This is a genomic window from Halorubrum sodomense (assembly GCF_900111935.1).
Classification (GTDB): Archaea; Halobacteriota; Halobacteria; order Halobacteriales; family Haloferacaceae; genus Halorubrum; species Halorubrum sodomense.
In genome coordinates this window covers 805886-832532 of record NZ_FOYN01000001.1, presented here as the reverse complement: position 1 = coordinate 832532, position 26647 = coordinate 805886, and the positions used below count along the sequence as shown (strand labels likewise).

25 protein-coding genes are annotated in these 26647 nt (G+C 70.8%); 13 read left to right on the top strand and 12 right to left on the bottom strand.

Going from position 1 to position 26647, the window contains the following annotated elements; genetic code table 11:
• Positions 1-38 precede the first annotated feature (38 nt).
• Together BM286_RS04275 and BM286_RS04270 are read right to left on the bottom strand one after the other, a co-directional pair.
• The gene (locus BM286_RS04275) at positions 39-2174 is read right to left on the bottom strand and encodes a formate/nitrite transporter family protein (protein ID WP_092920332.1); all 2136 of its coding nucleotides are present in this window, start codon (positions 2172-2174) and stop codon (positions 39-41) included.
• Between the two features lie 166 nt (positions 2175-2340).
• Positions 2341-3615 carry a TIGR00341 family protein gene (locus BM286_RS04270; RefSeq protein WP_092920497.1) on the bottom strand — a complete coding sequence of 425 codons (1275 nt, stop codon included), beginning with the start codon at positions 3613-3615 and terminating at the stop codon, positions 2341-2343.
• Positions 3616-3741: 126 nt separating this feature from the next.
• Between BM286_RS04270 and BM286_RS04265 the strand changes: the two genes are divergently transcribed.
• Positions 3742-3990 (top strand): hypothetical protein, encoded by a 249-nt coding sequence (locus tag BM286_RS04265; protein ID WP_092920331.1) that lies wholly within the window; start codon positions 3742-3744, stop codon positions 3988-3990.
• A 138-nt stretch (positions 3991-4128) separates the two neighbouring features.
• Complete coding sequence (locus BM286_RS04260; protein WP_092920330.1) at positions 4129-5046, top strand: homoserine kinase; 918 nt, start codon at positions 4129-4131, stop codon at positions 5044-5046.
• A gap of 58 nt (positions 5047-5104) precedes the next feature.
• On the opposite strand, the gene BM286_RS04255 is transcribed toward BM286_RS04260, so the two are convergent.
• Positions 5105-6814, bottom strand: coding sequence for an HTTM domain-containing protein (locus BM286_RS04255; protein ID WP_092920329.1), 1710 nt, complete (start codon positions 6812-6814; stop codon positions 5105-5107).
• Positions 6815-6963: 149 nt separating this feature from the next.
• On the opposite strand from BM286_RS04255, the gene BM286_RS04250 reads away from it, so the two are divergent.
• Positions 6964-7380: a thiol-disulfide oxidoreductase DCC family protein gene (locus tag BM286_RS04250; protein ID WP_092920328.1), complete on the top strand. Its 417-nt coding sequence runs from the start codon at positions 6964-6966 to the stop codon at positions 7378-7380.
• 58 nt (positions 7381-7438) lie between these two features.
• Here BM286_RS04250 and BM286_RS04245 read toward each other — a convergent pair whose 3' ends face one another.
• The 3 genes from BM286_RS04245 to BM286_RS04235 form a co-directional block, all read right to left on the bottom strand.
• Entirely contained in the window at positions 7439-8008 is a 570-nt protein-coding gene (locus BM286_RS04245) for a dihydrofolate reductase (protein WP_092920327.1), read from the bottom strand.
• Entirely contained in the window at positions 8008-9036 is a 1029-nt protein-coding gene (gene thyA / locus BM286_RS04240; RefSeq protein ID WP_092920326.1) for a thymidylate synthase, read from the bottom strand. Before thyA ends, BM286_RS04245 begins: the two co-directional genes overlap by 1 nt.
• 102 nt (positions 9037-9138) lie before the next feature.
• The gene (locus tag BM286_RS04235) at positions 9139-9735 is read right to left on the bottom strand and encodes a metal-dependent hydrolase (protein ID WP_174548992.1); all 597 of its coding nucleotides are present in this window, start codon (positions 9733-9735) and stop codon (positions 9139-9141) included.
• A 114-nt stretch (positions 9736-9849) separates the two neighbouring features.
• Here BM286_RS04235 and BM286_RS04230 point away from each other — a divergent pair, with 114 nt between their 5' ends.
• From BM286_RS04230 to BM286_RS04210, 5 genes are all read left to right on the top strand, one after another.
• Positions 9850-10935, top strand: coding sequence for a pyridoxal-phosphate-dependent aminotransferase family protein (locus BM286_RS04230; RefSeq protein WP_092920324.1), 1086 nt, complete (start codon positions 9850-9852; stop codon positions 10933-10935).
• 213 nt (positions 10936-11148) lie between these two features.
• On the top strand, positions 11149-11655 hold the full coding sequence (locus BM286_RS04225) for a hypothetical protein (protein WP_092920323.1): 507 nt from the start codon (positions 11149-11151) through the stop codon (positions 11653-11655).
• Positions 11656-11804: 149 nt separating this feature from the next.
• The gene (locus BM286_RS04220; protein ID WP_092920322.1) at positions 11805-12791 is read left to right on the top strand and encodes an aldo/keto reductase; all 987 of its coding nucleotides are present in this window, start codon (positions 11805-11807) and stop codon (positions 12789-12791) included.
• A 168-nt stretch (positions 12792-12959) separates the two neighbouring features.
• Complete coding sequence (locus tag BM286_RS04215) at positions 12960-14471, top strand: lipopolysaccharide biosynthesis protein (protein WP_092920496.1); 1512 nt, start codon at positions 12960-12962, stop codon at positions 14469-14471.
• Between the two features lie 54 nt (positions 14472-14525).
• A complete protein-coding gene (locus BM286_RS04210; protein WP_092920321.1) occupies positions 14526-15479 on the top strand; it encodes a M14 family metallopeptidase in 954 nt (317 codons plus the stop codon).
• Positions 15480-15528: 49 nt separating this feature from the next.
• On the opposite strand, the gene BM286_RS04205 is transcribed toward BM286_RS04210, so the two are convergent.
• From BM286_RS04205 to pan2, 3 genes are all read right to left on the bottom strand, one after another.
• Positions 15529-15906 carry a DUF5811 family protein gene (locus tag BM286_RS04205; RefSeq protein WP_092920320.1) on the bottom strand — a complete coding sequence of 126 codons (378 nt, stop codon included), beginning with the start codon at positions 15904-15906 and terminating at the stop codon, positions 15529-15531.
• Positions 15907-16000: 94 nt separating this feature from the next.
• Positions 16001-16546: a pyruvoyl-dependent arginine decarboxylase gene (locus BM286_RS04200; RefSeq protein ID WP_092920319.1), complete on the bottom strand. Its 546-nt coding sequence runs from the start codon at positions 16544-16546 to the stop codon at positions 16001-16003.
• Positions 16547-16629: 83 nt separating this feature from the next.
• Positions 16630-17853, bottom strand: a complete 1224-nt coding sequence (gene pan2, locus BM286_RS04195) for a proteasome-activating nucleotidase Pan2 (protein WP_092920318.1) — start codon at positions 17851-17853, stop codon at positions 16630-16632.
• A 344-nt stretch (positions 17854-18197) separates the two neighbouring features.
• On the opposite strand from pan2, the gene BM286_RS04190 reads away from it, so the two are divergent.
• Positions 18198-18755 carry a response regulator gene (locus tag BM286_RS04190; protein WP_092920317.1) on the top strand — a complete coding sequence of 186 codons (558 nt, stop codon included), beginning with the start codon at positions 18198-18200 and terminating at the stop codon, positions 18753-18755.
• Positions 18756-18792: 37 nt separating this feature from the next.
• On the opposite strand, the gene BM286_RS04185 is transcribed toward BM286_RS04190, so the two are convergent.
• Positions 18793-19077, bottom strand: coding sequence for an amphi-Trp domain-containing protein (locus tag BM286_RS04185; protein ID WP_092920316.1), 285 nt, complete (start codon positions 19075-19077; stop codon positions 18793-18795).
• 107 nt (positions 19078-19184) lie between these two features.
• On the opposite strand from BM286_RS04185, the gene BM286_RS04180 reads away from it, so the two are divergent.
• Entirely contained in the window at positions 19185-19574 is a 390-nt protein-coding gene (locus BM286_RS04180) for a hypothetical protein (RefSeq protein WP_092920315.1), read from the top strand.
• 156 nt (positions 19575-19730) lie between these two features.
• Here BM286_RS04180 and BM286_RS04175 read toward each other — a convergent pair whose 3' ends face one another.
• Complete coding sequence (locus tag BM286_RS04175) at positions 19731-20810, bottom strand: aminopeptidase (RefSeq protein ID WP_092920314.1); 1080 nt, start codon at positions 20808-20810, stop codon at positions 19731-19733.
• Between the two features lie 154 nt (positions 20811-20964).
• On the opposite strand from BM286_RS04175, the gene BM286_RS04170 reads away from it, so the two are divergent.
• On the top strand, positions 20965-21951 hold the full coding sequence (locus BM286_RS04170) for a M48 family metallopeptidase (protein ID WP_092920313.1): 987 nt from the start codon (positions 20965-20967) through the stop codon (positions 21949-21951).
• A 382-nt stretch (positions 21952-22333) separates the two neighbouring features.
• Here BM286_RS04170 and BM286_RS04165 read toward each other — a convergent pair whose 3' ends face one another.
• The gene (locus BM286_RS04165) at positions 22334-23641 is read right to left on the bottom strand and encodes an acetamidase/formamidase family protein (protein ID WP_092920312.1); all 1308 of its coding nucleotides are present in this window, start codon (positions 23639-23641) and stop codon (positions 22334-22336) included.
• 121 nt (positions 23642-23762) lie between these two features.
• Between BM286_RS04165 and BM286_RS04160 the strand changes: the two genes are divergently transcribed.
• Together BM286_RS04160 and cofH are read left to right on the top strand one after the other, a co-directional pair.
• Positions 23763-24713 carry an HFX_2341 family transcriptional regulator gene (locus tag BM286_RS04160; RefSeq protein ID WP_092920311.1) on the top strand — a complete coding sequence of 317 codons (951 nt, stop codon included), beginning with the start codon at positions 23763-23765 and terminating at the stop codon, positions 24711-24713.
• 457 nt (positions 24714-25170) lie between these two features.
• On the top strand, positions 25171-26631 hold the full coding sequence (cofH, locus tag BM286_RS04155) for a 7,8-didemethyl-8-hydroxy-5-deazariboflavin synthase subunit CofH (protein ID WP_092920310.1): 1461 nt from the start codon (positions 25171-25173) through the stop codon (positions 26629-26631).
• The last annotated feature ends 16 nt before the right edge of the window (positions 26632-26647 follow it).

The following is a 26647-nucleotide window of genomic DNA, read 5'->3' as shown; positions in this document are numbered from 1 at the left end:
CACCTATAAGCCGCCGATAACGCAAAGAGCCGTTTTCGCTATCGCCCGTCGCCCTCACCGACCGTGTCCTCGGGGTCCGCCCCGCCGGCGGCCTCCTCGTCGGCGTCGTCGTGGTCGGCGATGTAGCTGTCGTCGGGAGGCGGCCGTTCGTCGGTCGAACCGCCGGCGTCGACCCCCTCGTCGCCGGCGGCAGCCGTCCCGTCGGTGTCGTCGTCAGCCACCTCCTCGCCGTCGGTGTCGTCGCCGGCGTCGCGGTCGCTCTCCCTGCGTTCGGCGGACCCCACGTCCGTGCCCTGCGACAGCTCCGCGTCGCGGTCGACGCCGGCCGACATGTCGGTGGCCCGGCGGCCGGAGCCGAACAGCCGCTCGCGCAGCGACCGGGCGCTGGGCCGTTCGGTGAGCAACACTGAGGCGTCCACGTCGTGGATGACGTCGAGGTGGAGCGAGTTCGAGACCAGCCGGGAGAGCAGCCCCTTCTCGGTGGCGCCGATGATGATCAGCGTTTCGTCGGCGGCCGCACGCGCGATGCCGGCCTCGACGTCGCCGCCCTCGTCGACGACGAGCTCCGCGTCGTCGAGGCCGTGTTCGTCGGCCCACGCCGCGAGGAACGCCTCGCCCCCCGGTCGCTTCTCCGGACCGTCGACCACGTGAAGCAGCGTCACCTCGGCGCCGGCGGTGTCGGCGAGCACCTTCGCGACCTCCGCGCTCAGGTCCGAGTCCGGGCCGCCGGACGTCGGGATGAGGACCCGGGAGGTGTCGAGCTCGTGCTCGTTGAGGATGAGGAAGTCACAGGGGAGCTGGTTCGTGAGCTCGTCGATTGGCCGCTCCGCGCGGGCGGCGCCCCACAGCTGGTCGTCGCCCCACCCCATCAGGACCGCGTCCGGGCGGGTCCGCCGCGCCGCGTCGAACACCTCCTCGAACGAGCGGTGCGAGACGACGGTCGAGGTCGCCACCTCGACGTCGTACTCCGTCGCGGTGGACCGGAGATCGGCCATCCCCTCGGCGGAGACGTCCGCGATCCGGCGCCCCGCGTCCCCCGAGGACAGCGACATGCGCTCTGGCGCCTGGACGACGTGGACGATGTGGACGACGCCCTCCTCGTGGCTGCTCGCGAGCCGCGCCCCCAGTTCGACGATCGGGCCGTCAGTCCGGGGGTTCGTGATCGGGACCATGATCCGATACCCCTCGCCCGCGAACAGCCCCGCCTCGGTCGCGTCCAGTATCGGGACGTACGAACGTCCGGCCGCGCGGCCGAAGGCCCACTCGGGGACCGTCAGCCGACGGGTCACCCCCTCGAAGCGCGCCTCCTCCAGGCGCTCCTCGCTGGTCTGGAAGTAGTTGACGAGGGTGACCAAGACGACCCCGCCGATGGTGTTCCCGAGCAGGACGGGGATCACGAAGCCGACGAGTCCGGAGTAGAGGCTTATCTCCGCGCCGTACAGCGGGATGCTGTACTCGAAGAACAGGTAGAGCACCTCCGTGAAGGAGACGACCACGTGGAACAGGTCGCCGAGCGGGATCGCGAGGAACGCGAGGTAGACGACGAGCATTCGGCTCACGGAGTCGGTGGAGGCGAAGCCGACCCAGACGACGCCGGCGACGATCAACCCCGCCATCGCGGCCTTGAAGAACAGCGGGACGGCGCCGACGTCGAACCCGCCCCGGGAGATGTACCGCGCCGCCCCGACGGTGTCGCCGGTGAAGACCCCGCCGTACGAGAGGACGGCCGCGCCGATCGCACCGCCGGTGAAGTTCCCGGCGAGCACGATCGTCCAGTGGCGAAGCAGCGTCGGGATGCTCGCGAGCCGTTCGAGCGTGAGCGCCACCGGCGGGAGGGTGTTCTCGGTGTACAGCTGGTAGCCGCCGATGATGATGTAGATGAATCCGAGCGGATAGAGAAGGACGCTCAACACGGGGTGAGAGTCCGTCGACGCGGTCAGCGACGCGTACAACATGAACGTGATCGTGATCGCCAGCCCGGCGGCGAGCCCGCTGAAGAACAGCTCCCGACTCCCCGAGGTCACCTCCTCGTCCGCGGCCGCGATGATCCGCTGGAACACCTCGTCCGAGGAGAACCGGTCCCGGACCGCCTCTCCGACCGCCGGCGCACCGCTCCGAGACCGCTCGACGACCTCCCGCATCGAATCGTCGTCGGGTCGCTCTGAGTCCGTCACTGGCCGGCGCGACGGCGGCCCGATAAAAAGCCCTTGCTCTTCCGGTCACGCGGTCGGAAAACGACCGACTGCGGCGGCGTCACCCCGGGTGATCGCGGGCGACACGGTCGTGAGTGCGGCGGCGTCGCCGGGTGACCGCGGGCAGAGGGTGACCGCCGAGGCAGATTCAGGCGCGCTCGACGGTCACCGTGCGGACCTCGACGGTGACTTCGCTGCCGATCACGGTCTCGATCCGGTCGTCGATCGCGGGCGCGATCCCCTCGACGGAGCCGCCCGGTGGCACGCCGACCGTGATCACCACCCGCTCGGTTTCCAGCGGCGGGACCGTTCCGGTGCGCTCGACCGACAGTTCGAGGAGTTCGAACTCCGAGTCCAGCGCCGTCAGCTCGTCGCTCGCGGCGGCGCGGATGTCCGCCTCGGTGGTCGAGGCGACGTACGACTCGTAGGTGACGCCGCCGAGGAACACCGAGAGGAGCGCGATCGCGACCGCCAGCACGGCGGCGCGCTTGAGGAACGCCGAGCGCGCGTCGTCCTCGCGGAACCACCGCTGCGGGCGGTACCCCTCGTACCACAGCATGACGAGCGCAGAGAGATTGATCGAGAGGACGTTCACCGCGACGATGACGCCCGCGCCGATCACGAGCCGCGGGATCCGGAAGGCGATCCCGATCCCGACCGCGGCCGCGGGCGGGATGAGCGCCACCGCGATCATCACCCCCACGAGCGTCGCGGAGACGCCGGTCATCAGCGAGACGATACCCGCGATCCCGGCGCCGACCGCGACGACGAGAACGAGGACGTTCGGCGCGACCCGCTCCGACACCTCCGCGAGTTCGAGCGGGTCGAGTCCGGGCGGAACCAGGGCGAGCGACCGCAGCGCGAACGCGAACACCGTCGCCGCGAGGACCGCGACCGCGACGCCCAGTATCTGCATCCGCACGCCGCGCCGGAACAGCGCCTCGTCGTCGACGACGGTGCCGACCGCGGCCGACATCGCCGGCCCGATGAGCGGCGCGATCACCATCGATCCGACCACGGTCGCCGGGGAGTCGAGCAGCAGCCCCGCGGTGGCGATCACCGCCGAGATGACGGTCATCAACACGTACGTCCCCCTCCCCGACGCGAGGCCCTCGGCCTTCGCCTGAAGCTCCTCCCGGGAGATGTGGTCGCCGCCGTGTTCGGCGTCCTCCGCGTACTCGTCTTCGAGCGCCTCGAACCGCCGCGAGATGACCGTCTCGGCCGCGACGATGACCGTGTAGGTGCTCTCGTCGATCCCCGCCTCCCGCAGGCGGTCGAGGACGGGTTCGACGGCGGCCGTCGGCAGCGGGAAGGTCGCGACCGCGGTGTACTCCCGGCCGCTCGTCTCGTCGGTGACGACGTAGTCGACCCCCTCGTCGTCGAGCGCGCGGACGACCGCGGCCCGCTTGCCCGCCGGAATCATGACCTGAACGAGTCGCACGGTCGCCGGTCGTGCCGGCGATCCTTATAATATCGGCACGCGGCGGTCGGTCCCGAGCCGCGAGAAACGGAACTTTAATGCGCGAATCGCTCGCACCTTCGGCCAAGAATGCTCTCGCCGCTGGTCATCGACACGTTCCTGCTCGACTACCACCTCGGGCATATCGTCCTGTTCGGGCTCCTCGTGTCGCTTCTGGGCGCCGCGCCGCTGAAGTCCCAGAAGGTCATCGCGTCGATTCTGGCCGTCTTCGGGGTCGTCTTCCTGATGGCGCCGTACACGACGATGCCGAAGACGTTCATCCTCCTGGGCATTCCCCTCGTCTTGGTCGGCGCGCTGCTGTGGACGATGGCTCGCTGACGCCGACCCGCGAAGCCCCCGCCCGTCTCCCCTCCGCGCCGTGTTTTCTCCCCCGCCCCGTCTCGACGACCCCGACCGATCTCGCCGTCGTTCTGTGCGATCCCGCTCCTTTTTGCCCCACCGGTGACACTCCCCGTCATGGTAACGGTACGGGCCCCCGCGACGAGCGCGAACCTTGGGAGCGGCTTCGACGTGTTCGGGGCGGCCCTCTCGCGGCCGGCCGACGTCGTCACGGTCGAGAAGGCGGCCGAGACGACGATCGAGGTCACCGGCGTCGGCGCGCAGTACATCCCGGAGGACCCCGAGAAGAACACCGTCGGCGCCGTCGTCGAGGCGCTCGACGCGCCCGCGCGGATCCACATCGACAAGGGCGTGCGCCCGGCCTCGGGGCTCGGCTCCTCGGCCGCGAGCGCCGCGGGCGCCGCGGTCGCGCTCAACCGACTGTACGACCGCGGCCTCTCGCGGAAGGAGTTGGTCCCGATCGCCGCCGAGGGCGAGGCGGTCGTCTCCGGCGTCGCGCACGCCGATAACGTCGCCCCCTCGATCCTCGGCGGCTTCACCGTGACGACCGCCGAGGGAACCCGGTCGGTCGACGCCGCGATCCCCCTGGTCGTCTGTCTGCCCGACGTGGCGGTCTCGACGCGCGACGCCCGCCGGGTCGTCCCCGAGACCGCCTCGATGGAGGAGCTGGTCGAGACGGTCGGCAACGCGGCGACGCTCGCGATCGGGATGTGTCGCTCGGATCCGGACCTCGTCGGGCTCGGCATGGACGACCCCGTGGTCACCCCCGAACGCGCCCGCCTGATCACCGGCTACGACGACGTGCGCGAGCGCGCCTTCGACGCGGGCGCGACCGGCGTCAGCGTCAGCGGCGCCGGACCGGCGGTGATCGCGGCCTGCCGAGAGCGCGACCGCCGCGACATCGCCGCCGCGATGCTCGACGCCTTCGCCGGCGCCGGGATCGAGGCGCGCGCCTACCAGACGCGGGTCGGTCGCGGAACGACCGTTCTCGAGGAGCGAGCGGCCGCGGACCGGACGCCCGCTCGTTCGAACTAGGCGCCGCCGTCCCCGGCGAAGCGACACCGCCGACGACCGGCGGTACCGAGGCGGGCGATCACGCGTCTTGAACGAACTCGCCCGAGCAGTCGTACTCGATCAGTTCGAACTCGTTCGCGGCCTCGACCGTCCCGTTGTACGGGTGGATCCGCTCGTACAGCCGATAGATGGTCACGGTTTCGACGTCCGTCTCGTGGGTGCGGTTCCAGTCCGTACAGAGGTAGTTCGCGAGGTACGAGCGGTGGTTCTCGTTGTCGGCGGCAGAGACCTTCTTGAGGTACTTCCGCCAGCGCGCGGTCCGGTAGGTGGTCTCCGCGCGAGCCGGCCGATCGAAGTCGACGGTCGAGTCCCGGAACACGTCCCGTTCGGTCCCGTCTTCGAGCGTCCCGGACGCGACGTACCACCGGGTCGTGTGGATCGGATCGGGCGCGAACATCTGCCACGACTGCTGCATGTCGACGGCGTCTAAGGCGTCGGCGGCGGGATCCGGGACCTCGGCGTAGCCGACCGATCCCGCGCTCGACAGGAGGATCAACACGAGGAAGACGGTCGGCACGACCGCCGAGAAGCGGGCGCGTCCGCGGGCGATACCGGCGGCGAGGCCCTCGCTCCGGAGGCCGTCGAGACGCCTCGAGGCGGTCGGTCGGGGGAGCGACGCGGCGAGCGAGCGAACGGCCCTCGCCAGAGATTCGAGTCGGGCCCGCCAGCGCGCGAGCCGCGTCGACCGGTTCAGGCCGGCGACGGCGCGGTCGAGAGCGTCCCAGACGGGCGTCTGGAAGAACGGGATGAGGCCGACGACGACGATGACGGGGAAGAGACCGACCCGTATCGAGACCGCCATCCCGAGGTGCATTCCGGCGAACAGCGAGGCGAGCACGGCGCGTGGAGTCCCGGTGAGCAGGAGCAACAGCGGCGACGCGAACAGCAGCGCGACCCACAGGAGCGTGAACGCGCGGAGGAGGCCGCTGAACTCGGCGAGGTGGTTTCCGAGGTGGTAGGTGAACTGGTCGGCACGCATGACGTACGCGACCGCCTCGCCGCCCATCCAAAGGTCGCTCCTGTACTTGTGGACGGCGTTCGTCAGGTACATCACCAGTATCTGTACCAGGATCGCCATCGTGGCGACGCTCGCCACCGCTGGCTCGCTCGGACCCGGCGTCGAGGGACCGCCGCCGTCGCCCGACGCGGGACCGCCGCCGTCGCCCGACGCGGGACCGCCGACGGGATCCGCGGTGGGAGCGGCGTCGGCTGCCGCGTCGGCCCCCCGGTCCGCTCGCCTGACGGCGTCGACCGACCAGCGCGCGCCGAGCGGGAGGAAGGCGCTCCAGAAGAGCAGCATGCGAAGCAGACCGTCGCCCGAGTTCAACACCATCGGGTTCCGGGCGTGGAGCGAGAACAGCAGTAGCCACGAGACGACGGTCGCGAGTCGCGTCCGGTACCCGACGAGCAGCGCGAGGGCGACCCCGCCCGCGACCGCGAACAGCGACGCGATGGCCCACGGCTCGCCGGAGAGCGCGTGGAGCGAGTAGCTCGTCGAGTAGTCAGAGAAGAACGCCCGGCGCGGGAGCACGCCGTAGTCGGTGTAGAAGGCGGTCAGCGAGCGCGAGCGGAGGAGCAGGTCGGCGATCAGCAGCGCTCCGAGCCCGATCCGGAACGCGGCGAGCGCGCGGGGGTCCACCGAGACGCGCGCGGCGACCGCCGCCGAGAGCCGTCGGACGACCGCGGAGAGCCGCGACCGGACGCTCGCGGTCGAGAGGTTCCGAGCCATACTCTGTACTTCGGCTTGTTGGAGAGGTACCGGGACGATAAGTTTTCCGTGCGCGGAACGGGCGTCTCCGTCTCGGCGGTCGCGAGAGGGTCCCTCGGATCGAATCCATCGGAATCCTCAACTGCGACGGCGGCGTACCTCCGAGAGTGATGGACGAGGGTCTCCCGGAGGACGCCTCGATCGTTCTCTTCGACGGCGTCTGTAACCTCTGTAGCGGGTTCGTACAGTTCATCCTCCCCCGCGATCCGGAGGGCAAGTACCGGTTCGCCTCGCTCCAGTCCGACGTCGGACGGGCGCTGCTGGCCGAACACGACCTCGCGACCGACGAACTGGAGTCGATCGTGCTGATCGAAGACGGCGAGAGCTACGTGAAGTCGTCCGCGGTCATCCAGATCGCGACGGGGCTCGGCGGACGCTATCGACTGCTCTCCCCGTTCCGATACGTCCCCGCGGCGGTCCGCGACCGCGTGTACGACTTCGTCGCCGACAACCGGTACCGCTGGTTCGGAAAGAAGGACCGGTGTACGATGCCCTCGGGCGGCGCGGAGTCGCGATTTCTGGAGTGAGTCGCGGGCTCGGTGCGAGCGGGGCGCGTCCCGGCGCTCGGTCCCGCTCCGACGCCGCTCACTCCGCGTCCCGCCGCTCGTAGGTGACGAACGCGAGGTCGCCGTCGGTCTCGCGGGCGCGCTCGACCCACGCGTCGGAGTCCCACTCGGGGAACCGCGTGTCGCCGTCGGGCCGCTCGGGGATTTCGGTGAGCACCATCCGGTCGGCGGGGTCGAGGAACGCCTCGTAGACGGTCGCGCCCCCGATGACGAAGACCTCGTCGACGCCGCGGTCGGCGGCGTCCGCGGTCGCGCGCGCGAGCGCCGATTCGGTGTCGTGCGCGACGACCGCGCCCGCCGGGAGGTCGTCGTCGCCCAGGGGGCCGGTCGTCAACACGACGCTGGTCCGGTCGGGAAGCGGGCCGCCGATCCGGTCGGCGATGCGCTCGTACGTCTTCCGGCCGACGATCACCGGGTGGCCGGTCGTCAGCCGTTTGAACTGCGCGAGGTCGGCGGGGTAGTGCCACGGCATCCCGTCGTCGGCGCCGATCACGCCGTTCTCGGCGACGGCGGCGACGAGGACGAGGTCGGGGTCGAGCGCGCGCTCGTCGGAGCCGTCGTCCCCGGCGTCGGAATCCGCGTCCCCCATCACTCCGCGACCGCGAACGAGATGCCGTCCGCGGAGTCGTAGTCGACGACCGCGACGTCCTCGTAGGTCAACTCGTCGAGCGGCTTGTCCGCGATCTCGATCCGCGGGCGGTCGCGGGGGGTTCGCGAGAGCTGTTCGAGGAGGCCGGGCACGTGGTCGTACCCCTCCTGCCCGTTCGGCTCGTCGGGCGCGGTGCGCTCGACCCAGCTCTTCACGTCGAGGTAGTCGCCCTTGCGCTCGACGTTCGCGAGCCGCTCCTGGACGTACCGGAGGTTGTTGGCGTACCACTTCCCGCGGTCGCCCCGGCCGCAGTAGACGTGCGCGTCGACGACGGTGTGCCCGAACTCCCCGACCTCGAAGTCGGTCCGCTGGGCGAGCGCGTTCGCGAGCAGCGCGTACGCCGCGATGTTGAACGGGACGCCGAGCGCGATGTCGCCCGACCGCTGCGTCAGGTGGAGGTTGAGCCGGCCGTCCTGGACGTTCACCACGAAGGTGTAGTGGCAGGGCGGCAGCGTCGAGACGGCGGCGTTCGCCGGGTGCCACGCGTTCACGACCATCCGCCGGGAGTGGGGGTTCTCCTCCAGCGTGTCGAGGACGTACCGGATCTGGTCGAACGTGCGACGCGTCGTCCCGTCGGCGTCCTCCTCGACGGTGACCCAGCGGTCCGCGTCGTCGGGCCACGTCTCGCCGGGGAGCGCGGCGGCCTCCTCAGGAACCGGGTAGCGGCGCCAGAACCGGCCGTACGCGGTGTCGAGCTTCCCCTCCTCGTCGGCCCACGCGTCCCAGATCTTCGTCTCCTCGCGGAGGTTCCGGACGTGCTCTTCACCCGAGAGGTACCACAGCACCTCGTGGATGAGCGAGTTCCACCGATAACCGTCCATCTTCTTCGTGGTCAGGAGGGGGAACCCCTCCGCGAGGTCGACGGTGTACTGCCCGCTGAACGTCGCGATGGTGTCGACGCCGGTCCGGTTCGGCTTGTACGTGCCCGTCGAGAGCGCGTCGTCGACGAGGTCGAGGTACTGTTGCATGGTGGGTTCGGCGCGCCGGGATCGGATCGGTCGCCGGCGCGGACTGTTGTCGGATGAAACGAGTCGGGGCACCTAATAACGTTGATTCAGGCGGCGGCCGGGTCACCGGTACCGCTCGGGGAGGTACGGGTCGAGCGACGACGGGAGCAGCGGGATCACGGCCGCGGCGATCTCCGCGAGGCGCCGTCGAAGGGCGGCGTAGACGACCGCGACCCCGAGCGTGCCGATCACGACCGCGCGGAGCGGAGGGTCGACCAGCGCGAGGAGCGGGAGCCCCAGCGCGACGGAGAGCGCGAGGTCCTCGACGGCGCCGTCGTACCGGACGCCGCGTTTGGGTGAGATCCACGTTTCGCGGCGGTGGTCGTACACCGCGCGGTCGGAGTTCCCCTCCCACGGGCGGAGCTCCAGGCCGCCGCCATACATGTCCGAGACGCTGTGGAGCGCCGCGCCGAGGAGAAAGAGCGCGACGCCGACGGTGAGCGTCGAGGGCGCCAGCACGGCCGCGAGGAGCGCCGGGACGGAGAAGGCGGAGTAGTAGACGGGGTAGTGGAGCGTCCGCCGGTGGCCGGTGTACATGTCGAGATCGGGGACGAGTCCACCGAGGAAGCCGGCGGCGAACCCGACCGGCGCCAGTTCCGGCGCCACGCGCACCAGCGGGGTCGCAAGCAGCATCCCCGCCAGCACGTGGGTCGGAAGCATCATCGTACCGGAACGCAGGCGACAGAAATATATCAGCGTGTCGGCCCGTCGGTCACCGCGAACTCGGCACGACTCGCGCGGACCGCTTATGTACCGCCGGCCGAACCGACGCGTATGCTCATGACGCCGGGACCGACCGCGGTCCCCGAACCGGTGCGCGACGCGATGTCCCGCGAGCTTATCAACCCCGACGTGGACCCGCGGTTTCGGGAGATATACGACCGCCTCACGGAGCGGCTGGCGAGGGCCTACGGCGTCGACCCGAGCGTGCCGGCCGCCGCCGGCGGGCGCGACGTCGTCGCCCTCGGCGGCGAGGGCATCCTCGGGCTGGAGGCCGCGGTCGCCTCGCTGGTCGAGCCCGGCACCGAGGTGCTGTGTCTGGCGAACGGTCTCTACGGCGAGGGGTTCGCGGACTTCGTGGAGGCGTACGGCGGCGAGGCGACGCTGGTCGCGGCCGAACGCGACGAACCGCTGCCGCTCGACGCGCTCGACGAGGCGCTGGCGAGCGACGAGAGCGACTTCGACATCGCGACGGCGGTCCACTGCGAGACGCCGACCGGGACGCTCAACGACGTCGCCGCCGCGCTCGACCGCATCGAAGCCGCGGATCCGGAGATACTGACGGTCGTCGACGCCGTCTCGTCGCTCGGCGGCGTCTCGGTGCCGACCGACCGGATCGACGTGTGCCTCGGCGCCTCACAGAAGTGTTTCAGCGCGCCGCCGGGGCTCGCGACCGCGGCGGTGAGCGACCGGGCGTGGGCCGCGATGGAGGAGCGCGACCCCCACTCGCTGTACGCGAACTTCCTGCCGTTCCGCGACGTGAGCGAGGGCTTCCCGTACACGCACCTGACGACCGAGGTCGTCGCGCTCGACGCGGCGCTCGGCCTGCTGCTCGACGAGGGGCTCGACGCGGTGCGGGAGCGACACGAAACGGCCGCGACGCGGTGTCGCGAGCGCGGCGCCGAGTTGGGGCTGGAGCCGGTCCCCGACCCGGAGCGCAGTTCGCCGACGGTGACCGCCTTCGAGGTCCCCGGCCGCGCCGAGGCGCTTCAGAAGACGCTCCGGGAGGAGCACGACGTGGTGCTCGCGACCGGGCTCGGCGACGGTACCGAGGACGTCCTCCGCGTCGGTCACATGGGCCATAACGCGCGCGTCGGGCGCGTCGAGGAGACGATGGACGCGCTAGCGGACGCGCTGTGACCCGCGGACGGACCGATACACCGGTTCCAGCCCCGAGGCGGGGCGGACCGTTCGCGCGGGGACCCTGTCGAGGTTCCCGGCCGAGCGCCGACGGAGACCGCCGCTCGCGAGGATTTTGACGCAATGTTGAACGGAGTTCGCAGCGAGTTGGAAAAATATTCTTTAAGCGACCATTCGTCGGTGAAACCGGAGGCAGAGCGCCTCCGAGAACCAATGAACGGAACGAACACCCAGACGCGACGACGGGTCCTCCGGGCCGGAACGGCCATCGCCGTCGCCGGCGTCGGCGGTGCCGGCGTCGCCGCGGCGAATCCCGGGAAGGGAAGCGAGAAGGGGAACGGAAAGACGTTCGGGCGGGTGTACGCCGAGGGCGACCTCTGGCGCACGAACGTGGTGAAGGTACTCGACGAACGCCCGGATCCCGAAGACAAGATCTACTTCCTCCACGACGGAGAGCGACCCATCGTGGCGAACGCGGACGCGAGCGACGCCCAGCGCTCGCCGTTCGTCTCGGAGTCGGCACCCGGCGAGGAGGGGTGGAACGGCGGCCAGTGGACGCATTTCTCGGCGGAGGTGACGGACGTCGACGCGTTCAATCGCGACGCCCCGCTGACGAACGACGACGACATCCTGGACAAGGAGTACGTCACGGTCACGTTGGGCCGACCGGGGTTCGGCCCGCCGGACTTCTTCGTCTGTCCGCTCAACGGTCGAGCGTAGCGACCCGCTGAGGCGGCCGCCGCGCTCCCGCCGTTCGCGACACCGCCGGCGGGGTCGGCGTCGGGGGTCCTCGACGCGGCCGGCCGCGTCGCTCGGCCGCTGCCGCCTCCGGAACGCCCTTGCCCCCGCCCCGATCAGATGCGGGCGACATGAACCACCGCGAACTCGGCGGCGTCGGCGCAGTCAGCGAGGTCGGCTACGGCGCCTGGCAGATCGGCGGCGACTGGGGCGAAGTCAGCGAAGCGGAGGCGGTCGCGGCGGTCGAGGCCGCCCGCGACGCCGGGATCGACTTCTTCGACACCGCCGACGTGTACGGCGACGGCCGGTCGGAGCGGATCGTCGGGGAGACGCTCGCGGACGAGATCGAGAGCGGCGACGTGACGGTCGCGACGAAGGCCGGCCGCCGGCTCGATCCGCACGAGGCCGACCGCTACACGGAGCCGAACCTCCGGCGGTTCGTCGACCGCTCGCGGGAGAACCTCGGGACCGACACGCTGGACTTGGTCCAGCTCCACTGCCCGCCGACGGACGTCTACTATCGACCGGAGACGTTCGACGCGCTCGAAACGCTCGCGGACGAGGGGCGGATCGCGAACTACGGCGTCAGCGTCGAGCGCGTCGAAGAGGGGCTGAAGGCGATGGAATACCCCGGCGTGGAGTCCGTCCAGATCATCTTCAACCCGTTCCGGCGGCGGCCCGCCGAGCTGTTCCTGGACGAGGCGGCCGCCCGCGACGTGGGCGTGATCTGCCGGGTGCCGCTCGCCTCCGGGCTGCTCACGGGCGCGCTCTCGCGCGACGACGAGTTCCCCGAGGACGACCACCGCAACTACAACCGCGAGGGCGACGCCTTCGACGTGGGCGAGACGTTCGCCGGCGTCCCGTTCGAGGCGGGCCTCGACGCGGTCGACGCGCTCGACGAGCGCCTCCCCGACGACCGCCCGCTGCCCGAGTTCGCGCTGCGCTGGATCCTCGACCACGACGCGGTCTCCACGGTAATTCCGGGATCGACGACGCCGGCGCACGTCCGGGCGAACGCGGCCGCGAGCGAGGCACACTCGCTCTCCGACGCCGAGCGCGAGGCCGCAAGCGAGGTGTACGACGACTACGTGCGCGAACACGTCCACCAGCGCTGGTGAGCCACGGCGGCGCGGCGGCGGTCCCGTCCGGACCGGCGGCGAAACGCGTCCCTTTTTTGACCCGACCGAAACCGAACCGGTAGAGCCCCCGTGGCGAGCGCCCCCGACGACGCCGGCCGACGCGCGGAGAGTCCGGAGAGCGGTGCGCCCGCCGAGCGGGACGCCGCGATCCCCGACGACGAGCGCGAGGCGCTGGAGACGATCGCCCACGGCGCGGTGCTCACCTCGGGGGGCGTCGCCGGCCAGCGCGCGCTGATCGCGGCGACCGAGTTCGCGCTGGCTCGCGGGCTCGGCCCGACAGCCTACGGCGTCTACGCGCTGGCGTGGCGGATCGCCCAGCTACTCTCTCGGCTCGTGACGTTCGGCAGCGTTCCCGCCATCCAGCGCTACCTCCCGGAGTACGGGGACGACCCGGAGCGGCAAGGCGCGGTCGCCGGCCTCGCGTACGCGACGACGGTCGGGTTCGGGGTCGCGATCGCGGCCGGGGTCTGGCTCGCCGCGCCGGTGATAAACGCCCGCACCGTCACCGAACCGGGGTTCCCGGGAACGATGCGCGCGTTCGGGGGACTCGTCGGGCTGCTCGGCGTCGTGATGGTCGCGTCCGCCCTCCTCCGGGCGGTCGGGTCGGCCCGCGGCGAGATACTGTTCAACAAGCTGTTGCGCCCGGGGGCCCGGCTCGTCGGCGTCCTCGGCGCGCTCGCGCTCGGCTACTCCGTCGTCGGCGTCGCCGGAGCTATCGTCGCCGCGACCGCGTCCCTCGCCGCGGTCGCCGTCCCGCTCACCGCGTCCGTCACCGGCGTCCGTCCGTCGCTCCGGAGCGCTCGCGCAGAGGCGCGGCGGTTCTACGACCACGCGGCGCCCGTCGCGATGAGCAGCCTCGGAAAGGTGTTCCAGAACCGCGTCGACGTGCTGCTCGTCGGCGCGCTGCTGACGGCGACCGCGGCGGGCGTCTACAACGTCGTCCTCGTGGTGATCGCGGTCGCGTGGATCCCCCTCCTCTCGTTCAACCAACTGCTTCCCCCCGTCGCCTCGGAGCTGTACGCGAGCGACCGGACGGCGACGCTCAACGCGGTGTACGGCTCCGTCACGCGACAGATCGTCACGGCGGTCGTCCCGATCCTCGCCGTGTTGACGGTGTACGGCCGGGAGATCCTCGGACTGTTCGGCGACGCGTACGTCGCGGGGTACGTGCCGCTCGTCGTCTACCTCGGGGGCGTCTTCGTCGGGAGCGCGGTGGGGGCGACCGGCTGGCTCCTGATGATGACCGACCACCAGTACGCGCGGATGGCGCTCGACTGGCTGCTCGCGGTCCTCAACGTCGGGCTCACGTACGCGTTCGTCGTCCGGTACGGGCTCGTCGGCGCCGCGCTCGGCACGTCACTCGCCATCGCGGTTCAGAACGGGATCCAGGTCCTCCTCCTGCGCCGCTTCGAGGGGCTGTGGCCGTTCGACCGGAGCTTCCTCATCCCGCTCGCGGCGGGCGCCGTCGCCCTCGGCGCGATGTACGGAGTCCGGACGCTCCTGACAGGGCCCTCGGCGGTCCTCGCGGGGAGCGCGGTCGGCCTCGCGGCGTACGTCGGCTCGCTCCGCCTCCTCGGCGTGGACCCCCGGGACCGCTTCGTCGCGAGGCGGCTGGCGCGGCGGTACCGGGCCGCGCTCGCGAAGCGGTTGGGCCGGTGAACTCACTGACCGCGGACCGCGACGATTTATGGTCCGACGGCGGATACCGACGGTATGGAAACGTTCGACCGCGGGTCGGCGGGGTCGGCCCGCGTCGCGATCGTCGGCGGGATCCACGGTGACGAGCCCGCCGGCGTGCGGATAGTGGAGCGGCTCGCGGCGGAGCTCCCCTCGCTCGCCGCTGCCGACAGAGAGGGCGGAGACGGCGGGCTCGTCCGGCTCGTCCTGGCCAACGAGCCCGCGATCGAAGCCGAGACGCGCTACACGGACGCGGACCTGAACCGGTCGTTCCCCGGCGATCCCGACAGCGAGGAGTACGAGCGCGCGCTGGCGCCGCGGCTCACCGCCGAGCTGGAGGGGTTCGACGCGGTGCTCGCGCTCCACACCTCCCACAGCGCGCCGCCCCCGTTCGCCATCTTCAGCGACCTCGCGGAGTCGGTCCGCCGTACCGTCACCGGGCTCCCCGTCGACCACGTCGTCGACGCGAGCGGGCTGCGGTCGACGACGCTCGACTCCACGGTGCCCCACACCGTCTCGATCGAGGTGGGCCGCCAGGGCAGCGAGGGGGCGGTCGAGTTCGGCTACGATGCCTGCCTCGCGTTCCTCCGAGTCCACGGCGCGCTCGCGGACGAGCCGCCGACGTTCTCGGAGACGGTCGTCGTGAAGGGCAGCGAGGAGGTACCGAAGGGCGGCGGGGACCCCCGCGTCCACTTCGCGAACTTCGAGGAGATTCCGGAGGGCGCGGTGTTCGCCGAGGACGACGTCCACACCCACCAGGTCGAGGAGCCGGGCGTGGTCCCGATCCTCGCGAGCGAGAACGGGTACGACGACATCTTCGGGATATACGGCCGCGTCACCGGCGTCGTGAAGCCGCCGGGCGAGGGCGAGCCGCGGGTGTACCCGCGCGACGACGGCGACGGGCGCGCCGAACGCGAGGAGCGCGGCGGCTCGGGGGGCGACGGTGAGGGCGGAGAGAACGGTACGGGCCGGTCGGAGCGCGCGGAGTAGCTCAGCGGCTCAGTTCGCGGGCGGGCGGCTCACTTCGCGGTCGGGCGGCTCACTTCGCGGTCGGCGTGATGTCACCGACGGCGTCCATCACCTGGACTGCCGCGCTGGCGGCGAGACCGCGGGCGACCTCGTCGGTGTCGGACTCCGCGATGCCGGCGTCGAGGTCCTCCGGATCGGGGGTGAAGCCGGCCGAGACGGGGTGACCGGCCGGGGGGTTCACCGCGACCGTCGCCTGCGGACCGTCGGCGCCGACGGACAGCTCTGAGCCGACGGCGTAGCTGTCTGGGAGATACGATTCCGTGCGCGATACGATTCCGGCGACCGCGCGCCGGAGCTGTTGTTCCTGGTCCGGAGAGAGGTCGACGGTCGCGGGCGAGCCCGCGTCCGTCATACCCGGTGCCCCGGCGTACGGGTTGTTGCCGTTCATTCGAAGCTACGTCTGGTACGCGGAGCCGAGTCAAAAAGGCGTCGGCGGCGGCGACCGCGGCGTCGGCGCGGGCCGGGTCCGTCCGCTCGGCCCGCTACAGGATCGGCTCGGACTCCCCGTACGCGGCGATCACGATCGCGGTCGCGTACCGGTCCGGCTCGGCGGCGACCGTCTCGACGCGCGTCTCGCGGTCGGGCAGCTCCCAGTCGCGGAGGTCGGCTCCGGCGTCGAGACCGTCCCCGATCCGCTCGCGAACGTCGTCCGGGTCCTCGCCGGTCACCTCGTAGAAGATCCCCGGGCCGGGGCCCGTCGCCCAGCCGAGACCCGCGACCGCGTCGGGGCGGCGGCGAGGCGCGCGCTTCGACTCGGCGCCCTCGGCGCCCGCGCGGCCCCCCTCGCGGAAGTCCACCTCGTCGTCCGGGCCGATCGTCCGGCGCGCCTCGACGACGGTGAGTCGATTCCCCGCGGGTCCCAAGTCGGGGACCTCCGACACCGCTTCGACGGTCGCCTCGGCGGGAACGACGGAGGAGACCGCCACGAGGTTGTAGTTGTGGAGGTTCGCGTCCGCGAGCGCGGCGTCGTAGGAGGCCATCGCCGTGTCGGCGACCCCGACACCGCCGGCGACGTGAATGGTGTTCATTGACGACGAGTCGGCGGCGAGCGCGGTAAGGGGTTACGAACTGCCCGCTCCGGGAGCGAACGGCGAAACGGGAGACCGGGGGTTCAGTACTGGTAGTTGATGACCCGCTCGTCTTCCGTCTCGGCGTCCTGAAGCTTGTCTCGGGCCTGTTCGAAGTCCGCCTGCGTCACCTCGGTGCGGCCGTCGCGGATGGCGAACATCCCGGCCTCGGTCGCCAGCGAGGCGATGTCCGCGCCGCTGTACCCGTCGAGGTCGCGGGCGACCGCGCCGAGGTCGACGCCGTCCGCGACGTTCATGTCTCCGGTGTGGATCTCCAGGATGCGCTCGCGGCCCTCGGGGCCGGGCTCGGGCACCTCGATGAGGCGGTCGAAGCGACCCGGACGGAGGATCGCCTCGTCGAGCATGTCGAAGCGGTTGGTCGCGGCCATGATCCGGACCTCGCCGCGGTCGTCGAAGCCGTCCATCTCGGAGAGCAGCTGCATCATCGTCCGCTGGACCTCGGCGTCGCCCGAGGTCTTCGAGTCCGTGCGCTTTGCGGCGACCGCGTCGATTTCGTCGATGAAGATGACGGCCGGTTCACGCTCGGCGGCGAGCTCGAACAGGTCGCGGACGAGCCGCGCGCCCTCGCCGATGAACTTCCGGACGAGCTCGGAGCCGGCCATCTTGATGAACGTCGCGTCCGACTCGTTGGCGACCGCCTTCGCGAGCATCGTCTTTCCGGTGCCCGGCGGGCCGTGGAGCAGGACGCCGCTCGGGGGCTCGACGCCGACCTCCTCGAACTGCTCGGGGTTCTCGAGGGGGTCCTCGACGGCCTCGCGGACCTCCCGGATCTGGTCGTCGATCCCACCGATGTCGGCGTAGGTGACGTCCGGGGACTCGGTGACCTCCATCGCCTGCGCCCGGGAGTCGGTCTCGTCGTCGAGCACCTGCTGGACCGCGAAGGAGTCGTTGATCGCGACGCGGTCGCCGGGGCGGAGATCCTCGTCGAGCCGCGAGGCGGCCTGCGTGAGCACCTCCTGATTGTTGCCGTGCTGCTTGATCACGACGCCGTCGTCGGTGATCTCTTCGACCGACGCGATGTACAGCGAGGAGGTCTTGAGAACCTCGTTTTCGCGTTTCAGCTGTTCGACGTCGCCTTTCAGTTCCCCGCGGCGCCCCTCGGCGTCCGCGAGCCGGGCTTCCAGTTCCTCGTTCACCTGAACGATCCGCTGGTAGTGCTGACGGATCGCTTCCAGCCGCTCCGCGTCGCTCATCTCGGGGTCGAGCTCCAGCCGCGGGCGGTCGGGTAGTGAGGGGCTGTGAGACATTCGTTGTGCCCGGATAGGTTACGGGCGTAAATGTGCCTTTGGGTCACGGAGAGCGCGTCGGATCGATGCGCGGAGCGCGGAGGGCCGTCGCCGTCTACGCGGCGAGAGAGCTCGACCCGACTCGGCTCCGGTCCGGTGATCGCCGTCGGCTCCGGTCCGGTGATCGCCGTCGGCTCCGGTCCGGTGATCGCCACGCCGACGCGCAGAGATATCAACGCCGATAACGGAGGGTCAATGTTTTTACACGGAACGGAACAAGGCGTCCGTATGGACGCACGAACGGCGGGCGGACGCAACGGTTCGGCGCTCGCAAATAGCGAGACGCCGACCGGGAGGTCCCCCCCATGACCGGGAGCCCGGAGGCGACCGTCCTCGCGGTCGACGACGAGCCGGACCTCGCGGAGCTGTACCGGGTGTACCTCGACCCGGCCTACGACGTTCGGATCGCGACCGGCGGCGAGGAGGCGGTCGACGCGATGGACGAGACGGTCGACATCGTCCTGCTCGATCGCCGGATGCCCGACATGTCGGGCCACGAGGTGTTAGAGGCGATCCGGGACGAGGGGTACGACGCCCGGGTGGCGATGCTGACCGCCGTCGAGCCCGACGTCGACATCGTCGAGATGCCGTTCGACGACTACAAGACGAAACCGGTCACCAAGGAGGACCTGCTCACGCTCGTCGAGGTGCTCCTCCACCGCGCCGCGTTCGACGAGCGGAGCCAGGAGTTCTTCGCGCTCGCCTCGAAGAAGGCGGCGCTGGAGGCCGCCGGCACGACCAACTCCGAGGAGTACGAGGAGCTCGTCGAGCGGATGGAGTCCGTGCGCCTCGAGGTCGACGACACGCTCGATCACCTCTCCGCGCGCGACGCGTTCGTCGAGGTCCCCGGCGAAGTGCCGTAACCGACGAAACGCCGCGGTCGGCGGCTTCCTCCGCAAACTACTCTATCTCTAACTCGGCGTCGGCGCTCTCCTCGTCGCCGTCCTCGTCCCACTCCAGCTCGAACTCGACGCTCAGCTCGCCCGGCCCGTCGGCGGGCCCCTCGCGCTCCGCCTTCACTTCGAAGGTCGGTCGCGCGGGCGGGTCCAGCGTCGTCGACTCGTCGCCGCGTCTGAGCGTGATCGCGTTCCCGGCGTCGAGCGAGTCCGCGACCGTCCGCAGGTACGCGGCGATCTCCTCGCGGCTCCGGCGGCTCTCCGACTCGAAGAGGAGTTCTTCCGGCATGCGCGGTCGTACGCGTTCCCGGAGTATAAATACCGCCGCGGCCGCCGACGGGATGCCACGCGGGACGCCCCCGATCGTTTTGTGCCGTCCGGTCGAACCCACACGCCGTGTTCGTCCCCGACTCGCTCCGCACGGCCGTCGCCGTCGCCGTCTACTGGGCGGCGATCGCCCTCGGCGGGAGCGTTCTCCTCTCCGATCCGACGAGTCCGCTCGTCGCGGTCCCGGTCCTCGGCGGCGGTGCCGTCGTCGCGCACGCGGCGAGAGCAGACCGGCTCGTCGAACTCGGCTACGCGGTGGGAACGATGTGGATCGCCGTGCTCGCGCTGTCGATCGGGACCGGCGTCGTCGACATCGTCGCGCCGCCCGACGGAGAGATCGCGCCGCTGGCGGACTATCCGGGGGTCGCCGCTATCGGCACGTTCGGGCTGGTCGCCGTCCTCGTCGCCGCGTACGCGGCGTTCCTCCGCCGGAGCGCCGAGCGTGGCACGGCCGAGTGAGCGTCGACCGCGACGGAGGCGACGAGGGAGACCCGTCCTCGAAGACGAACGTCCCAGTCACACCTTTTCCCGGCCTCGCTCCGCTCGGCCGGCAAAAATCTGTACCAAAAACCGCACCCGTGAGGACGGCTGTCGATCGAAAGCCGCGACCGCCCCTCAGAACCCGTCCTCGAAGACGAACGTCCCGTTCCGCTGGACGACCTCGCCGTCGACCTCGATGACCGAGTCCTCGCTCATGTCGACGATCATGTCGACGTGCTCGGCGGATTCGTTGACCTCGTTGTCCCCGCCGACCGTCTCCGGGTACGCGGAGCCGACCGCCATGTGGACGGTGTCGCCCATCTTCTCGTCGAACAGCATGTTGTAGGTGAACCGGTCGATCTGCCGGTTCATCCCGATGCCCAGTTCGCCGAGGCGCCGAGAGCCCTCGTCGGTGTCGAGGATGCCGGTGAGGAGGTCCTCGTTACGCTCGGCGGAGTGCGAGACGACCTCGCCGTCCTCGAACCGGAGCCGGACCCCCTCGATCTCGCGACCGTAGCGGTAGAGCGGCAGGTCGAAGTGGACCTCGCCGTCGACGCCGTCGCGCGTCGGCGCGGTGAACACCTCGCCGCCGGGGAGGTTCGCCTCGCCGTGGTCGTTGAGCGTGGAGTTGCCCGACACGTCGAGGGTGAGGTCGGTCTCCTCGCCCGACGCGATCCGGACCTCGTCGGCGTCGTCGAGGATCTCGACCATGTTCGACTGGAACTCGCGCTGTTCGTCCCAGTCGAGCGAGACGGCGTCCCACACGAAGTTCTCGTACGCCTCGGTGCTCATCCCGGCGAGCTGGGCGTGGCTCGCGGTCGGGTACTGCGTGAGACACCACGTCTTCGAGAGGCGCGTGCGCTTGACCTCCTCCATCGCGCGGTTGTGCGCGGCGTTCGTCTCGGGGTCGACGTCGGCGTCCTCGGTGGCGTTCGCGCCGCCGCGCGCGATGACGAACACGTCGGCCTCCTCGTAGAGGGCGCGCCGGTGGCTCGGTTCGGTGAACTCGTCCGAGGAGCGCTTGAACGCGCGCTGGGCGCGCTTCGAGTAGTTGAGGTAGACGGGGTTGGCCCCGCGGTCGCCGCAGACCTCGTGGAGCGCGACCGCGAGGTCCTCGGCCTCCTTCGGCATCTGGATGACCACGTCGTCGCCCGACTCGATGCCGGTGGCGTGGTCGGCGATGATCTCCGCGTGTTCGCGGACGCGTGCGTCCATGACACCCGATTTTGCCGCCGGGGAATTACGGCTTTTCCTTCCGGCGGCCCGGGTGGGGGAGTCCGAAGCGGGGGGCACCGGAACGCGGCGACGACGACCCCCGCGGGCCATCTCGGCCGCAACGCGTTTGCCCCGTCGTCGCGTAATTCCGGACATGTCCCGGCTCGCGTTCCGCGCGGCCGCGGCGGTCGTCGGCGTCGCCCTGCTCGGCGCCTACCTGACCGCGGCGCTGTTCGTCGCCGACCTGCTGCGCGCGGCCTGGGCCGCCCGCCCCGACCTCCCGGCCCTCCTCGCGCTGGCGGCCGCCGTCGCGCTCGGGTCGGCGTACCTCAGCTACCGGCTCGGCACCGCGCAGGTCCTCGCGAACCTGGAGGGCGATCGCGTCCCCCGGAGGCGGGCGTCCGACCTCCACCGGCGGATCGACGCGCTCGCGGCGCGGATGGAGGTCGAGCGTCCGGACCTGTACGTCACCGACGCCCGCGCGCCGAACGCGTTCGCGGTCGGGAGCGGGACGACCGGCGGCGCGCTGGTGATCGACCGCTCGCTGTTCCGCCTCCTTTCGCCCCGCGAGATCGAGGCGATCCTCGCGCACGAGCTGGCGCACTTGGAGACGAACGACGGGTTCGCGATCGCGATGGCCGACGGGGTCGGACGCGTCCTCGTCGGGTTCGCCACCGTCCTCGCGCTGCCGGCGCTGCTCGCGCTGTCGGGCCTCGCCGCCGCCTCGGCGTGGATCCGCGGCCGGCCGGGCGACCGGTCGGGCCCGTTCGCACGGCTCCATCGGGCGCTCGCCGGCGCGCTGTTCGCCGGGTTCGTCCTCGCGACGCTCGTCACGCGGTCGCGGTCGCGAAAGCGGGAGTTCGCGGCCGACGACCGCGCCGCCGAGGTGACCGGCGACCCGATCGCGCTCGCGCGGGCGCTGCGCCGGATCGAGCGCGCGACCGACCCGTCGTGGCCGCTCGCTCCCTTCTCGGCGCACAAGCGGACCGACGGGGCGGCCGAGCGCTGGCTGTCGACGCACCCGTCGACCGACGAACGCGTCGAGCGCCTGCGGGAGCGGGCCGAGTCGGAGGGCCCGACGCGACGGATCCCGGCAGGGCCGTCGGGGGCGACCGGCGGGCGGGGACGGTCGCGGCGGTGAACGCTGTGCGACACGGGATTCGGCCGCTACTACGGCGGCGCGTGCCTGCGAGCGGCCGCCCTTGGCGGCCGCGAGACAGCACCGCGCGAGGGAGTCGGCCGACCGAAGGGAGGCCGACGAGGCTGGGGAGGCGCGAGGCGTGGTCGCTGTGCGGGGCGGTCTCGCGGCTGGGGCTTTGGCGGTGTTCGTTACCGCTCCGCCAGCAGTCATCTATAAGCAAGCGGCGGGGGTTTTGACGGTGTTCGTCACCGATCTGCTGGAAGCTATTTATAACCGAGCGGCCGGGGCTTTGGCGGTCTCCGTCGTCGATCTATTGGTAGTCGTTTATAAAATAAGAAGCCAGAGGTCTGGCTGTCTCCGACGCCGATCCGCCAGCAACGACTTACAAGTCGTACTGGGCGCGCGTCACGTCGTCGAGTCCGGATGCTTCCAGCACGTCGGACGGGACCAGCATGTCGAGCTGGACGACGCCCGGGAGCCGGCCGATCTGGACGCCGCCGGTGAACGTACACCGGGCGCGGACCTCGCCCTCGCTCATGCCGAGCAGGGTCCCGGCGCGGTCGAAGGCGTTCCGGGTGGCGTCGTTGACGGTCGCGCCGGAGCCGATCACCTGGATCGGGGCGGCGTCGGTGTCGACGTCGACGCCGTGTTCGTCCCCGAGGTCCTCTCCCGCCTCGATCTCCTCGTCGCTGTACGGCGCGCTGATGAACGGGAGATCCTCCTCGTTCGGCAGGAGGACCGGGCCGTCGAGGTCGAGGTCCTCGATCACCTCGACGTCCATCGTGACGGTGCCGCTCACGTCGGTGGTGTGTAAGGACAGCTCCCCGTCGCCCTGGTTCGCGTGGAGGTCGCCCACGTAGACCCCGCCGCCGTCGACGACGACCGGGCAGATCAGCGTCGCGCCCGCGCGGACCTCGGGCACGTCCATGTGGCCGTCGGTGCGCAGGTCGAGGTCTTCCTCGGTCTCGACGCCGTAGTCGTGGTCGGCGCCGATCAGGTTCTGGCCGAAGTCGCCCGCGTTGTGCGAGTCGGGCATCGTCACCGGCGGCGTGGTGCCGATGTTGCCGATGAACGGGCGGAGGCGGCCGAGCGCGCCGGGCATCCCGTCCGGCTCGTACAACAGGATCGGGTGCTGCCGGGCGTTCTCGGGGATGTCCATCACCTCGTCGGCGTCGAGCGCGAGCTCGTGGGCGCCCGCCTCGTCGAGGGTGATCCCGACCGCGTTCTCGTGGTCGAACGCGACGGTGTAGCCGTACTCGAAGCCGAACGAGGAGGCGTTGGCGCCGCACTCCGCACAGCGGATCGCGTCCTCGCCGGTGCCCTCGACGACGGAGTCCGGCCACGTCGTGCCGCACTCCGGACAGCGGTGGTCGACGAATGGGTCGTCGCCGAACGCGCCCTCGCGCTCCGCCATCGACCCCGTGCTGGTGGCCATGCTCGTCACCTCCACGTCGCGGATGTGGATCGCGACGGCGTCGCCCACCTCGGCGCCCTCGACGCGGATCGGCCGGGTCACCTCGTGGCCGCCCCGGAACGATGGCGTCACCATCGGCCCCCAACAGCCCGGGGGCGTGTACGTCGTCACCGTCCCGCCGTCCGCGACCGTGCCGGCCCACTCCTGGTCGGGCCCGACGAGCCCGAGCGTGTACTGGTCGACGTACAGCTCCTCTTGAACGCCTTGCTGTGACATACCGTGTCAGCGTACGGCACAGAGCGAAATAACCCTACTGCTCGCGGAAGGGGCGGCCGACCCGCCGGGACCGAACTCGGGTGCGGCCGTTTATCAGTACGTCCCGCCAAACGCCTCGCGTATGCAGACCCACATCGTTCCGGTCGGGTTCGACTACGACCGGATGATCGCCCCCCTCATCCGGGACCAGTTCGACGTCGACCGGGTGATACTGCTGGAGGGGACGGTCGGCAGCGAGGCCAACGTCGAGTACTCGCGCAACATCGCGCGCAAGCTCGAACAGGACTTCCGGAACCTCCTCGGCGCCGAGACGGTCCGAGAACGCCTGGACGACGTGTACGACTACGACGCCGCCTTCGAGCGCGCCTTCGACCTGATCAACGCCGAACTGGACCGCGACGAGGGCGTCGACGACACCGACGACCGCGAGGTGTGGGTGAACCTCTGTTCGATGCCGCGACCGGTCTCGTTCGCGTTCGCCACCGCCGCCCACTCGATCATGGTCGAGCGGCAGGCGGACCGCGACCGCATCCACACCTACTACACGGCCCCCGAGAAGTACTTGGAGACCGAGCTCGCCGAGGAGCTGCGCGCGACGCGGGACCTTCTGCGCGACCTCGACGCCGGCGACGACGCGGCCATCGCCGAGGCGGGCGTCGACCCCGACCGCGTCGCGGACCGGCTGGCGAGCACCACGGACCGCCTCGCGGAGTTCGACGAGCGCGGCACCACCATCGGCGCGAAGCGCATCGGCGACAGCCACGTGATCGAGCTGCCGGTCGCCTCCTTCCAGAACGTCAAGCCGTTCGAGGAGCTCGTGCTGTTCACGCTTGGTGAACACGGCGAGTTCGAGTCAGTGTCGGAGCTGGCGGAGACGCTCGCGGCCGAGCTCAACGAGGAGTACACCGACTCGTTCCGCTCGAAGGTCATTTATAATGTCGACCGGCTCGGGCCCGGCGGTAAGGGGTACATCGAGCGCGAGGAACACGGGAAGTCCTACCGGACGAGCCTCTCGCGGATCGGCGAGCTGTGGGTCCGCGCGCACGCCGACGAGGACCGAGACGTTGCGTGAACAGGGAGTGCTGAATCGGTCGTTTACTTATAAATAGGTTCTGGCGGATCGGCTACTAACTCCGCCAAAGCCCCGACCGCTCGCTTATAAACAGTCGACTACAAATACGCGAAGGACTCCGCCAAAGCTCCAGCCGCGAGGCGCGTAGCGCCACGGCCAACCGGCGGCGGAGCCGCCGGTGACTGCCCCTTTGAGTCCCACCCCGCACAGCGACCGCACCTCACACCTCCCCAGCCTCGTCGGCCTCCCTTCGGTCGGCCGACTCCCTCGCGCGGTGCTGTCTCGCGGCCGCCAAGGGCGGCCGCTCGCAGGCACGCGCCACCGCAGTTGTTTATAAATAGATGTAGCGTCGCTCGGAGCTGTTTATAAATAGCCGTTCGCAATCGGCGCCCTCTTCCCGACCCGATCGGTGTCGCGACCCGCCCGTTTATCAGGGTGGAACCGGGAGCGTTAGGGGATGAGTTCGGGGGACAGTTCCGGCGCGAGCGGAACGGACGAGGCCGGCGGCGGCGAGTCGGAGAGCGGCGCGAACGAGTTCGACTTCGCGACGCCCGCGACCGACCAGTCGTTCGAGAACGCGCTCGCGAAGGCCCGCGACGGCGCCCGGCTGACGGTCGCCGACGCGACCGAACTGCTCGCCACCGGCACGGCGTCGTCGGGAATCGACCCCGTGCGCAAGGAGGCGGTGTTGGAGGCCGCGGACCGGCGCAGGGCCGAGGAGGTCGGCGACGAGGTCACCTTCGTCGCCAACCTCAACAACAACGTCACCACGGCCTGTAACACGGGCTGCCTCTTCTGTAACTTCAAGGACTCCGCGCACGCGTTCGAGGCCGACAGCGACGTCGAGCACGCGGGCTTCACCAAGCCGCCCGCGGAGTCGCGCGCGGTCGTCGAGGACGCCCTCGACATGGGAATCTACGAGGTGTGTTCCGTTTCGGGGCTCCACCCGGCGTTCGCGCTGAACGAGGAGCATCACGAGATCCTCGCGGCGCACGGCGACCCCGCGAGCGAGGTGAACTACAAGCCGCCGGAGGCGTACGCGACCGACCCGGGCACCTACGCCGAGCAGATGGACGCGATGTCGGTCGGCGGCGTCCACCTCCACTCGATGACGCCGGAAGAGGCGTACCACGCCAAACGCGGCACGGACTGGGAGTACGAGACCGTCTACCGCGAACTGGCCGACGCCGGACTCGACTCCGCGCCGGGCACCGCCGCCGAGATCCTCGTCGACGAGGTCCGCGACGTGATCTGCCCGGGCAAGATCCGCACCGACGACTGGGTGGCGGCGATCGAGGGCGCGGCGGCCGCCGGTCTCGACGTCACCTCGACGATGATGTACGGCCACGTCGAGACGGTCGCACACCGCGCGCGGCACCTGAAGGTGATCCGGGACCTCCAGGACCGCACGGGCGCGATCACCGAGTTCGTCCCGCTCTCCTTCATCCACCAGAACACCCCGCTGTACCGCCGGGGCGTCGTCGACTCCGGCCCCTCGCGCGCCGAGGACGAGCTCGTCGTCGCGGTCGCGCGGCTCTTCCTCGACAACGTCGACCACGTCCAGGCCTCGTGGGTGAAGTCGGGCGACGCCCACGGGCTGAAGCTGCTCAACTGCGGCGCCGACGACTTCATGGGCACCATCCTCTCGGAGGAGATCACCAGCCGCGCTGGCGGCGAGTACGGCGAGTACCGCTCGTTCGACGACTACGTCGAGATGATCGCGGCGATCGGCCGGACCCCGGTCGAGCGCTCGACGGACTACCGGACCCGGCGCCGCATCGACCCCGACGACGGCCCGCACGGCCCGCGGCTCGGCCCGCGCGCCGACGGGACGCCGATGCTTCCGGACCGCCAGTCCGGCGGCGAAGGGGCCGGAGGCGACGCGACCGGGACGCCGCCCGCCGACGCCGACGACTGAGCCGGGGAGGCCGACG

Excerpts from the sequence above, each read along its gene's own strand:
- BM286_RS04270 (WP_092920497.1), bottom strand. The coding sequence starts at position 3,615 with ATGATTCCGGCGGGCAAGCGGGCCGCGGTCGTCCGCGCGCTCGACGAC.
- BM286_RS04265 (WP_092920331.1), top strand. The coding sequence starts at position 3,742 with ATGCTCTCGCCGCTGGTCATCGACACGTTCCTGCTCGACTACCACCTC.
- BM286_RS04260 (WP_092920330.1), top strand. The coding sequence starts at position 4,129 with ATGGTAACGGTACGGGCCCCCGCGACGAGCGCGAACCTTGGGAGCGGC.
- BM286_RS04255 (WP_092920329.1), bottom strand. The coding sequence starts at position 6,814 with ATGGCTCGGAACCTCTCGACCGCGAGCGTCCGGTCGCGGCTCTCCGCG.
- BM286_RS04250 (WP_092920328.1), top strand. The coding sequence starts at position 6,964 with ATGGACGAGGGTCTCCCGGAGGACGCCTCGATCGTTCTCTTCGACGGC.
- BM286_RS04245 (WP_092920327.1), bottom strand. The coding sequence starts at position 8,008 with ATGGGGGACGCGGATTCCGACGCCGGGGACGACGGCTCCGACGAGCGC.
- thyA (WP_092920326.1), bottom strand. The coding sequence starts at position 9,036 with ATGCAACAGTACCTCGACCTCGTCGACGACGCGCTCTCGACGGGCACG.
- BM286_RS04235 (WP_174548992.1), bottom strand. The coding sequence starts at position 9,735 with ATGCTTCCGACCCACGTGCTGGCGGGGATGCTGCTTGCGACCCCGCTG.
- BM286_RS04230 (WP_092920324.1), top strand. The coding sequence starts at position 9,850 with ATGCTCATGACGCCGGGACCGACCGCGGTCCCCGAACCGGTGCGCGAC.
- BM286_RS04225 (WP_092920323.1), top strand. The coding sequence starts at position 11,149 with ATGAACGGAACGAACACCCAGACGCGACGACGGGTCCTCCGGGCCGGA.
- BM286_RS04220 (WP_092920322.1), top strand. The coding sequence starts at position 11,805 with ATGAACCACCGCGAACTCGGCGGCGTCGGCGCAGTCAGCGAGGTCGGC.
- BM286_RS04210 (WP_092920321.1), top strand. The coding sequence starts at position 14,526 with ATGGAAACGTTCGACCGCGGGTCGGCGGGGTCGGCCCGCGTCGCGATC.
- BM286_RS04205 (WP_092920320.1), bottom strand. The coding sequence starts at position 15,906 with ATGAACGGCAACAACCCGTACGCCGGGGCACCGGGTATGACGGACGCG.
- BM286_RS04200 (WP_092920319.1), bottom strand. The coding sequence starts at position 16,546 with ATGAACACCATTCACGTCGCCGGCGGTGTCGGGGTCGCCGACACGGCG.
- pan2 (WP_092920318.1), bottom strand. The coding sequence starts at position 17,853 with ATGTCTCACAGCCCCTCACTACCCGACCGCCCGCGGCTGGAGCTCGAC.
- BM286_RS04190 (WP_092920317.1), top strand. The coding sequence starts at position 18,198 with ATGACCGGGAGCCCGGAGGCGACCGTCCTCGCGGTCGACGACGAGCCG.
- BM286_RS04185 (WP_092920316.1), bottom strand. The coding sequence starts at position 19,077 with ATGCCGGAAGAACTCCTCTTCGAGTCGGAGAGCCGCCGGAGCCGCGAG.
- BM286_RS04175 (WP_092920314.1), bottom strand. The coding sequence starts at position 20,810 with ATGGACGCACGCGTCCGCGAACACGCGGAGATCATCGCCGACCACGCC.
- BM286_RS04170 (WP_092920313.1), top strand. The coding sequence starts at position 20,965 with ATGTCCCGGCTCGCGTTCCGCGCGGCCGCGGCGGTCGTCGGCGTCGCC.
- BM286_RS04165 (WP_092920312.1), bottom strand. The coding sequence starts at position 23,641 with ATGTCACAGCAAGGCGTTCAAGAGGAGCTGTACGTCGACCAGTACACG.
- BM286_RS04160 (WP_092920311.1), top strand. The coding sequence starts at position 23,763 with ATGCAGACCCACATCGTTCCGGTCGGGTTCGACTACGACCGGATGATC.
- cofH (WP_092920310.1), top strand. The coding sequence starts at position 25,171 with ATGAGTTCGGGGGACAGTTCCGGCGCGAGCGGAACGGACGAGGCCGGC.